We start from the raw sequence: 8,824 nt of genomic DNA on the forward strand, positions 1-8,824 counted from the left end.
TCTTCAAGAAGATCGGCATTCCGCTGGCGCCGTTCACGCTGGCGCTGGTGCTCGGTAACCGCGCCGAGGACGCGTTCCGCCTGTCGATGATCGGCTCCGGCGGCGACATGAAGGTGTTCTGGTCGAACGGCCTGGTCGGCTCGATCACGACGCTGGCGATCGTGCTGCTGTTCTGGCCGGTGATCGACAAGGTTTTCAGCGGCGCCGGAAAGCTGATGCGGCCGGCGCAGGCCTAGGTCGCGACGCCCGTTCACGGACGCCGGAGGGCGGGACGCTGCGGGGAACGGCGGCGGCCGCAGCGCACGGGGGTCCCCCGGTCCCGGCGGAGGGCCGCCGCTTATGCATGGGAGGAGCCCTAAGGAGAGGGGACAAGCCGGTCAAATGGTGCTATTCGGCGGCCATCAAGATCAAGGCAAGACCGGGAAGGACGCCGATGACCGTGCATACTGGAAGGCATTTCCTACAGATTCCAGGACCGACCAATGTGCCCGACCGCGTGCTGCGGGCGATGGACATGCCGACGCTGGACCATCGCGGTCCGGAGTTCGCCGAGCTCGGCTTCGCCGTGCTTGCCGCGATGCAGCGCGTGTTCCGCACCAAGCAGCCCGTGATCATCTTCCCCTCGTCCGGCACCGGCGCCTGGGAAGCGGCGATGGTCAACGTGTTCGCGCCCGGCGACAAGCTCCTGATGTGCGAGACCGGCCAGTTCGCCGTGCTGTGGCGCGGCATCGCCGACAAGTTCAAGCTCGATGTCGATTTCATTCCGAGCGACTGGCGCCATGGCGCCGATCTCGCCGAGATCGAGAAGCGTCTCGTCGCCGACAAGCAGCACACGATCAAGGCGGTCTGCGTCGTGCACAACGAGACCTCGACCGGCTGCGTGACGCCGCCGCTGGAGGTGCGCAAGCTGCTCGACCGGGTCAAGCATCCGGCGCTTCTGATGGTCGACACCATCTCCGGCCTCGGCTCGATGGAATATGAGCACGATGCCTGGGGCATCGACGTCTCGGTCGCCGGCTCGCAGAAGGGCCTGATGCTGCCGCCCGGGCTCGGCTTCAACGCCGTCTCGGAGAAGGCGCTCGCCGTCGCCAAGGCCAATCCGGGCATGCGCTCCTATTGGGATTGGCAGGAGGTCATCAGCTTCAACAAGCTCGGCACCTTCCCCTACACGCCCGCCACCAATCTGCTCTACGGCCTGCGTGAAGCCGTGAAGATGCTGGAGGAGGAGGGCCTCGAAAACGTCTGGTCCCGCCACAAGCGCCATAGCGCTGCGACGCGCGCCGCGGTCAAGGTCTGGGGCCTGGAGACGCAGTGTGCCGATCCCGCCGCGCATTCGCCGGCGCTGACCGGCGTGCGCGTGCCTGAAGGCCATGACGCCGATGCCTTCCGCAAGGTGGTGCTGGACAACTTCGACATGTCGCTCGGCACCGGCCTGAACAAGGTCAAGGGCAAGGTGTTCCGCATCGGCCATATCGGTCATTTCAACGACCTGATGCTGATGGGCACGCTCGCCGGCGTCGAAATGGGTCTGGATCTTGCAAAGATTCCGCACCGGAGCGGCGGCGTACTGGCGGCCATGGACGTCCTGAAGGGACGGGACGCGGTGCCGATGACCAAGGCTCAGGTGGCTTGAGGCCCAAGGTGGCCTGATTGATCCGGCTTGAAAGCTTGAAGAAGAAGTGAGCGCGCAATGAACGCACCGACGACGACCAACGAAGACCTGCTCTACTCCGTCACGGACGGCATCGCGCGGATCACCTTCAACCGCCCCCAGGCGCGCAACGCCATGACCTTCGCCATGTATGACCGCATGGCGGAGATCTGCCAGGAGATCAACGCCGATCGCTCCATCAAGGCGCTGATCCTCACCGGCGCCGGCGACAAGGCGTTCGCCTCCGGCACCGACATTTCGCAATTTCGCGCCTTCAAGACCGCGCAGGACGCGCTCGACTACGAGGCGCGCATCGACCGCGTGCTCGGCACGCTGGAGCAGTGTCGCGTACCCGTGATCGCGGCGATCGCCGGCGCCTGCACCGGCGGCGGCGCCGGCATCGCGGCCTGCTGCGACCTGCGCATCGGCACCGAAACGACGCGGATGGGTTTCCCGATCGCGCGCACGCTCGGCAACTGCCTGTCGATGTCCAACATCAGCCGCGTGGTCGCGCTGGTCGGCCCCGCGCGCACAAAGGATCTGATCTTCAAGGCCCGCCTCGTCGAGGCGCAGGAGGCGCTTGCCCTTGGCCTGCTCAACGAGATCGTGCCCGACGTCGAGACGCTGCAGCGCCGCGCCGACGAAACGGCGAAGCTCGTCGCCAGCCATGCGCCGCTCACGCTGGAGGCGACCAAGGAAGCGGTGCGCCGCATCCGCCGCACCCTGTCCCGTGAAGAGGGCGAGGACCTGATCCTCAAGGCCTATATGAGCGAAGATTTCCGCGAGGGCATGGACGCCTTCCTCAACAAGCGCGCCCCCGTCTGGAAGGGCAAATAGGCATCAGGGCCTCGCTTCGTCGCGCCGCACGGTGGCGCGACGGGCGGAAGCTGCAGTTGAGAGACACCGCCAAAGCGTTTGGGTCCCGCTCCAATTATCGCAAGTCTTCCAACTGGTTCCATTGGCTGGAACTGGGCGGGCGCGTGCATGGCCTGCGTTCAGATTGACGGCGCAGCAAGCCCGGGCATAAGATCGCGGAGGTTGCATGATGCCGTCTCGGATTGATCGGGCCGACAGGCGACCAGCAAGTGATTTCGAGTCCCAGTTGAATTGAGCGACGTGAATTTGCGTGACGTGTTCTGTAGGCCGTTCTGCAGTCAGACGTCATTGAACTGAAATCGAACTGTCGACGACGCGAACTAGTTTTCAACGACGCGAGCCGCGCCACAATTTCATTGCTGCTGACCATCCCGACGCCAGGCAAGGCCTCGCGACAAGCCAAAAGCTCCCCGACCCAAGACCCTTAAGCCAAGACACTCAAGCGAAGCCCTTCGATAAGGCCCGTCAGTCAAGACCGTTGAGTCTCGTCCGATGTCTCGGACCGATTAGTCACGTCGCCGCGCTCTCCTGCGGCGGCGCTTTCATGGCAACGCAGGCAGGGATTTTTCCATGACCAATCATACGCCGGTTTTCACCTCGTCCTCCGCCACGGGCAGCTTCACCGAATTCGCCAACCTCAATGATTCGACCACGCTGCACACACTGTCGGGAACGATGAGTTTCAGGGACAGCGACAGGAGCGATACGCATACGACGTCGGCGACGCTGCATTCCGCGGTGGTGTCGGGTGGCACGGTCGTGCCTGCGGCCTCGCTCGCGCATTTCCAGACCGCGATGCAATCGCAGATCCTGACCGACTCAAACGGCTCCGGCCAGCTCAAATGGAGTTTCAGCGACCAGGACCAGGATTTCGACTTCCTCGCCAAGAACCAGACGCTGGTGCTTACCTACGACGTCAAGGTCTCCGACAATCACGGCGGCTTCGCAATCCAGACCGTCAAGATCACGGTCACCGGCACCGACGACAAGCCCGTCATCAACATGGCGGCGGCCGCAACCGTCACCGAGCAGAGCAACCAGACGCTCTCGCTCTCGCCCGACACGGTTCACGTCGCGCTCAACTTCACCGACGACGACCTTGCCAACACCGGCCACACCGCGACGGTGACAGGCGTCTCCGCCTCCGGTGCCACCGCCGGCCTCCTGCCGGGCCCGTTCGGCACCGCCGAGCTGATGTCGTTCTTCCACGTCGACAACGTCGTCAAGACGTCGGGCTCCTCGACCGGCACTATCAACACCACCTTCTCGGCGCCGGATCTTGCCTTCGACTATCTCGCAGCGGGGCAGCATCTCGACATCACCTACACGGTACAGCTCGACGACCATGCGGGCGGGATCTCGACGCAGACGGTCATGGTGACCGTTGTCGGCACCAACGACAAGCCGATCTACCTGTCGTGCCCGGAATCGGCCGCGCTGGTCGAGGATCAGAATCTGGATTCCTCCGGCAACCTCCATGCCAGCGACAGCCTGCTCTTCACCGACATCGATCTTGCCGACGCGCACACCGTCTCGACCACGGTCACCGCGACCCGTTCGGGTGGCGGCGCGATCCCGCTGACGAATGCACAATTGCTGGCCGCGTTCGGCACCTCGCTCCAGGATTCCACCGGCCATCTGATCGGGGAGGTCGACTGGAATTTCGCGCTGGCCAATTCCTCGACCAATTTCCTCAACGGCGGCGAGACGCTCAAGCTCGTCTATCACGTCGCTGTCGACGACGGCCACGGCGGCACCACCACCCAGGACGTCACCATCACCATCCTCGGCGTCAACCATCCCGTGGTGATCACGAGCGGTCCGGAATCCTCCACCGTCGCCGAGCAGGACGCCACCACGGGCTCATCCGCCCTCGACACGACGCCGACGAGCCCGGCCGGCACGCTCGCCTTCACCGACCAGGACACCAGCGATACGCACACCGTGACCGTGACGCTGGATTCGAGCTCGGGGCCGACGCCACCGGCGGCAACACAGGCCGACCTCGCCGCGGCACTGACCACGGTGCTGCACGATTCCACGGGGACCGGCACCGGCAGCATCGATTGGGATTTTGCGATCCCCGACAAGGATCTCGACTATCTCGCATTCAACGAGACGCTGACGGTGAATTACACCATCAATGTCGCGGACGGCTCGACCAGTTCGACCCAGACCGTTTCCGTCGTGATCACGGGCGCCAATGACGCGCCGGTGATCACGAGCGGGCCGCAATCCGCCTCGCTGTCCGAGCAGCCGGGGGTGACCGGATCGCAGGCGCCGGACACCACGAGCCCGGTTCCGACGGGAACGCTTGTTTTCGATGACGTCGATCTGTCGGACGTGCATTCGGTCAGCGTGGTGCTGGATTCAGCGGTGTGGTCGGCCAACAGCTTTGCCGCCCCGGCGCAGACGCTGGTGGACCTTCAGTCCGCGCTCATCACCGTGCTGCATGATTCCACGGGCACGGGAAGCGGCAGCATCGACTGGACCTTCAGCATCCCCGATGCCGATCTCGATTTCCTCAGCGCCGGCGAGACGCTGACGGTGCAGTACGACGTCAACGTCTGGGACGGCTTCACTTATTCGGCCCAGACCGTCACGATCACCATCGACGGTGCGGCCGATCCGCTGGTTCTGACGCCGCTGACGATCGCGGCGTCCGACACGGCGGGGCCGGATGCAGGCATGGGAATCGCAAGCGGCGCCATCTTCGACGTCGTCCAGCCGGTCGATCAGAGCACGCCGCGGACCATTGTCGAGGTCAACGGTAGCGCCGCCAATGTCGGCAATTCGGTCGCCGGCGCGCACGGAACGCTGGTGCTCAACGCCGACGGCTCCTACGGCTATGTCGCGGACGCGTCGGTCGACGCGCTGCTCGCCGGCGACAACGTCACCGACCAGTTCACCTTCACGGTCGATGACGGGCAGGGCCATCAGGCCTCGACCACGATCACCTTCGATATCGCAGGCGCCAACGACAATCCGCTTGTCACGGCGGCCAATCTCAGCGGCGCGGTCACCGAGGACGCCGGCCCGCCGGTGATCCTCAACGGCGATTTCGAGACCGGCAATCTCGCCAATTGGGCGGTGAGCGGCGGCGGCCACATCCATGTCGCGCAGCTCGAGCTCGGCGGCAGCTTCGGCCATTACTCGGTCGAGCTGCTGCCGACGAGCACTCCGGAGACGTTGTCGCAGAACGTCGCGACCACCCCCGGCCAGCATTATTTCGTCAGCTTCGACGTCTTCGGCGATCCCGAGAGCGTCAGTGCACCGTTCACCGTGTCCTGGGACGGCGCAACGATCCTGTCGCTCGGCAACGTCCCGGCCGGCCCCAACCACTATGCCTTCGACCTCATCGGCGATGCCTCGCTGGCTTCGACGCTGCTGCAGTTCTCCTATGAGACCGATGGCACCGGGATGATCCTCGATTCCGTCATCGTCAGCCCGGCGACCGGACCCGCCACCGAATCCACGGCGGGCTCGTTGTCGTTCTCCGATGCCGAGACGGGGGATACGCACAGCGCGAGCTTCGTGCCGAATGGCAGCGGCTATGTCGGCACGTTCTCGCTCGATCCGGTCAGCGAGGCCGGCGGCACGGGGTCGCTCGCCTGGCACTTCACGGTCGACAATGCCGACATCCAGTTCCTGGCGCAGGGGCAGACCCTGACCCAGGACTACCTGGTGACGATCGCCGACAATAATGGTGGCTCGACCACGCAGGACGTCACCGTCACCATCAATGGCACCAACGATGCGCCGACCGCGGTCGGCGAGACCGTGATCACCGATGTCGGTGCCAGCGGCGCGATCGTTATTCCCAGCTGGGCGTTGGCGCTCAACGATACGGATCCCGACACGACCGACCATCTCTCGCTCGGCACCGTCACGACGAGTTCGGGAGGGAGCGGCTTCTCCTACTTCGGAGACGCTGCATTCGTCGACGACTCGACGCTCGGCGGCTCGTTCAACTACACCGTCTCCGACGGGATGACGAACTCGTCCAACGCCGCGACCGTCGCCGTCGTCAACGACGCGCCGTCGGCGACATCCCTGACCGGTACCGGCGGTGACGACATCCTGATCGCGACCAACGGCACCGAGACGATGAGCGGGGGCGGCGGCAACGACGTGCTGATCGCCACCGCCAGCGGCAATGCCATGACCGGCGGCGCAGGCAACGACACCTTCGCCTTCCTGCAACCGTCGGGGCCGAGCGCGATCGGCGATTTCAACAACACCACCGAGCAGGACCGCATCGCGGTCTCGGCGAGCAGTTTCGGCGGCGGGTTGACGGCCGGGATGGACGTGACGTTCGAGACCTCCGGCGACGATGTGTTCTCGGGCTTCTCCCAATTCCATTTCGACACCGGCAACCAGACGCTCTATTACAGCGCCGACGGCACCCAGGGCGCGGCGGTCGCCTTGGTCAGCCTCCAGAACGGGGTGCTGCTCAACCAGCACGACATTCTGGTCGTGTAGGCCGCCTCCGAGCTTCGACCCCGACAAGCGGGCTCCGCAAGGAGCCCGTTTTTTTGCGCCGCATCATCTCATTCCAAAGTCATAACCGGGATGACGTCGGATGGCTTGAACTCGGTTGCATTCGCCCGCACAATGGTCCCGAATTCATCTCTGAATTTCCAATCCAAACAAGAACATAGGGAAGACGCGCGTGGGACATGGAATGAAGGCCGCGATGGCGCTGACAGTTGCGCTGTGCGGCACGCCGGCATTTGCCGGCTGGGAGCCGGCAAAGCCGGTCGAGATCGTGGTGGCCGCCGGCGCGGGCGGCGCCTCGGATCAGATGGCGCGCATGATGCAGGCCGCGATCCAGAAGAACAATCTGATGAAGCAGCCGATCGTCGTCTCGCTCAAGGGCGGCGCTTCGGGCGCGGAAGCGCTGATGTACATGAAGTCCAGCGAGGGCGATCCGAACAAGGTGCTGATCGCCTATTCGCTGATCTACATGCTGCCGCTGTCGGCGAAGATCCCGTTCAACTGGCGCGAGCTGACGCCGGTCTCGGTGATCGCGCTCGACCAGTTCGTGCTGTGGGACAACAGCGCCGGCCCCAAGACGGTGAAGGAGTTCGTCGCGGCCGCGAAGGCGGCGAGCGCGCCGTTCAAGATGGGCGGCACCGGCTCCAAGCGCGAGGACCACGTGCTGACCGTCTTCCTCGAGCAGAAGACCGGCGCGAAGTTCTCCTATCTGCCCTACAAGTCCGGCGGCGAGGCCGCGACCCAGCTGGTCGGCAACCACACCGAAGCCAATGTCAACAACCCTAGCGAAAATCTTGAGGTCTGGCGCGCCGGCCAGGTGCGTCCGCTCTGCGTGTTCGACAAGGAGCGCATCTCCTACACCGCCAAGGTGACCGACACCCAGTCCTGGGCCGACATCCCGACCTGCAAGGAGGTGGGCGTCGACGTGCAATATCTGATGCTGCGCGCGATGTTCCTGCCCGGCAAGGTGACGCCCGAGCAGCAGGCGTTCTATGTCGAGCTGTTCCACAAGGTGACGCAGACCGCCGAGTACAAGGAGTACATGGAGAAGCAGGCGTTGAAGCCGATCTTCCTCACCGGCAAGGACATGGTGCAGTTCCTCGAGGAGGATGACGCGCAGAACAAGGCGCTGATGACCGAAGCCGGCTTCGTCGCAAAGTAGGTCTTTCGCCTCTCCCCGCGGGCGGGGAGAGCCGAAATGCAAGCGCAGCTTGAATTCCGGGTGAGGGGGACTCTCCACGAGTCCAACTCGCACCGTCCCCGTGGAGACTCCCCCTCACCCCAACCCTCTCAGCGCGAGCGAAGCTCGTCGCGGCCCCGCAAGCGGGGGGAGGGGATCGGCCACAGCGTCTGTTGTTAGAAGCATGTCTCAAACCGATCTTGAAATCGTCGTCGACGACCCGACCGCGCCTGAAGACGACTCGCCCTCCGTGGTCTCGTCCGGCACGATCGAGATATTCGTCTGTCTGCTGCTGCTCGCGCTGGCCGTCACCCTCGGCTACGACAATTGGCGCACCGGCGCGTCCTGGGATTCGACCGGGCCGGAGCCCGGCTATTTCCCGTTCTATCTCTCCATCATCCTCGGCGGCGGCAGCCTCTACGGCCTGGTCGCGGCGCTCGTCGCACATCGCAAGGCGGCCGAGACTTTCGTCACGCGCGCGCAAGGCCGCCGCGTGCTGGCGGTGTTTGGGCCGACGCTGCTGTTCTGCCTGGTCACCCAGTTCCTCGGCCTCTATGTGGCGAGCTTCCTGCTGATCTCCGGCTTCATGCGCCTCGTCGGCAAGATCGCGCTGTGGAAGT

Annotated in this window: 5 protein-coding genes and 1 pseudogene; all 6 read left to right on the plus strand. The window is 64.6% G+C overall.

What is annotated here, in order from left to right:
- Positions 1-236: pseudogene (locus Q0743_RS20365) on the plus strand (tripartite tricarboxylate transporter permease); the annotation flags it as partial.
- A 197-nt stretch (positions 237-433) separates the two neighbouring features.
- Positions 434-1,633, plus strand: a complete 1,200-nt coding sequence (locus Q0743_RS20370) for an aminotransferase class V-fold PLP-dependent enzyme (RefSeq protein WP_298243281.1) — start codon at positions 434-436, stop codon at positions 1,631-1,633.
- A 57-nt stretch (positions 1,634-1,690) separates the two neighbouring features.
- Positions 1,691-2,488: an enoyl-CoA hydratase/isomerase family protein gene (locus Q0743_RS20375; protein WP_298243282.1), complete on the plus strand. Its 798-nt coding sequence runs from the start codon at positions 1,691-1,693 to the stop codon at positions 2,486-2,488.
- A gap of 609 nt (positions 2,489-3,097) precedes the next feature.
- A complete protein-coding gene (locus Q0743_RS20380; protein ID WP_298243283.1) occupies positions 3,098-7,009 on the plus strand; it encodes a VCBS domain-containing protein in 3,912 nt (1,303 codons plus the stop codon).
- Positions 7,010-7,211: 202 nt separating this feature from the next.
- Positions 7,212-8,186, plus strand: a complete 975-nt coding sequence (locus tag Q0743_RS20385) for a tripartite tricarboxylate transporter substrate binding protein (protein ID WP_298243284.1) — start codon at positions 7,212-7,214, stop codon at positions 8,184-8,186.
- Positions 8,187-8,388: 202 nt separating this feature from the next.
- Positions 8,389-8,824, plus strand: a 436-nt coding sequence (locus Q0743_RS20390) for a tripartite tricarboxylate transporter TctB family protein (protein WP_298243285.1), incomplete at its 3' end; no start/stop codon positions are given.

This window comes from uncultured Bradyrhizobium sp., assembly GCF_936943645.1.
GTDB lineage: Bacteria > Pseudomonadota > Alphaproteobacteria > Rhizobiales > Xanthobacteraceae > Bradyrhizobium.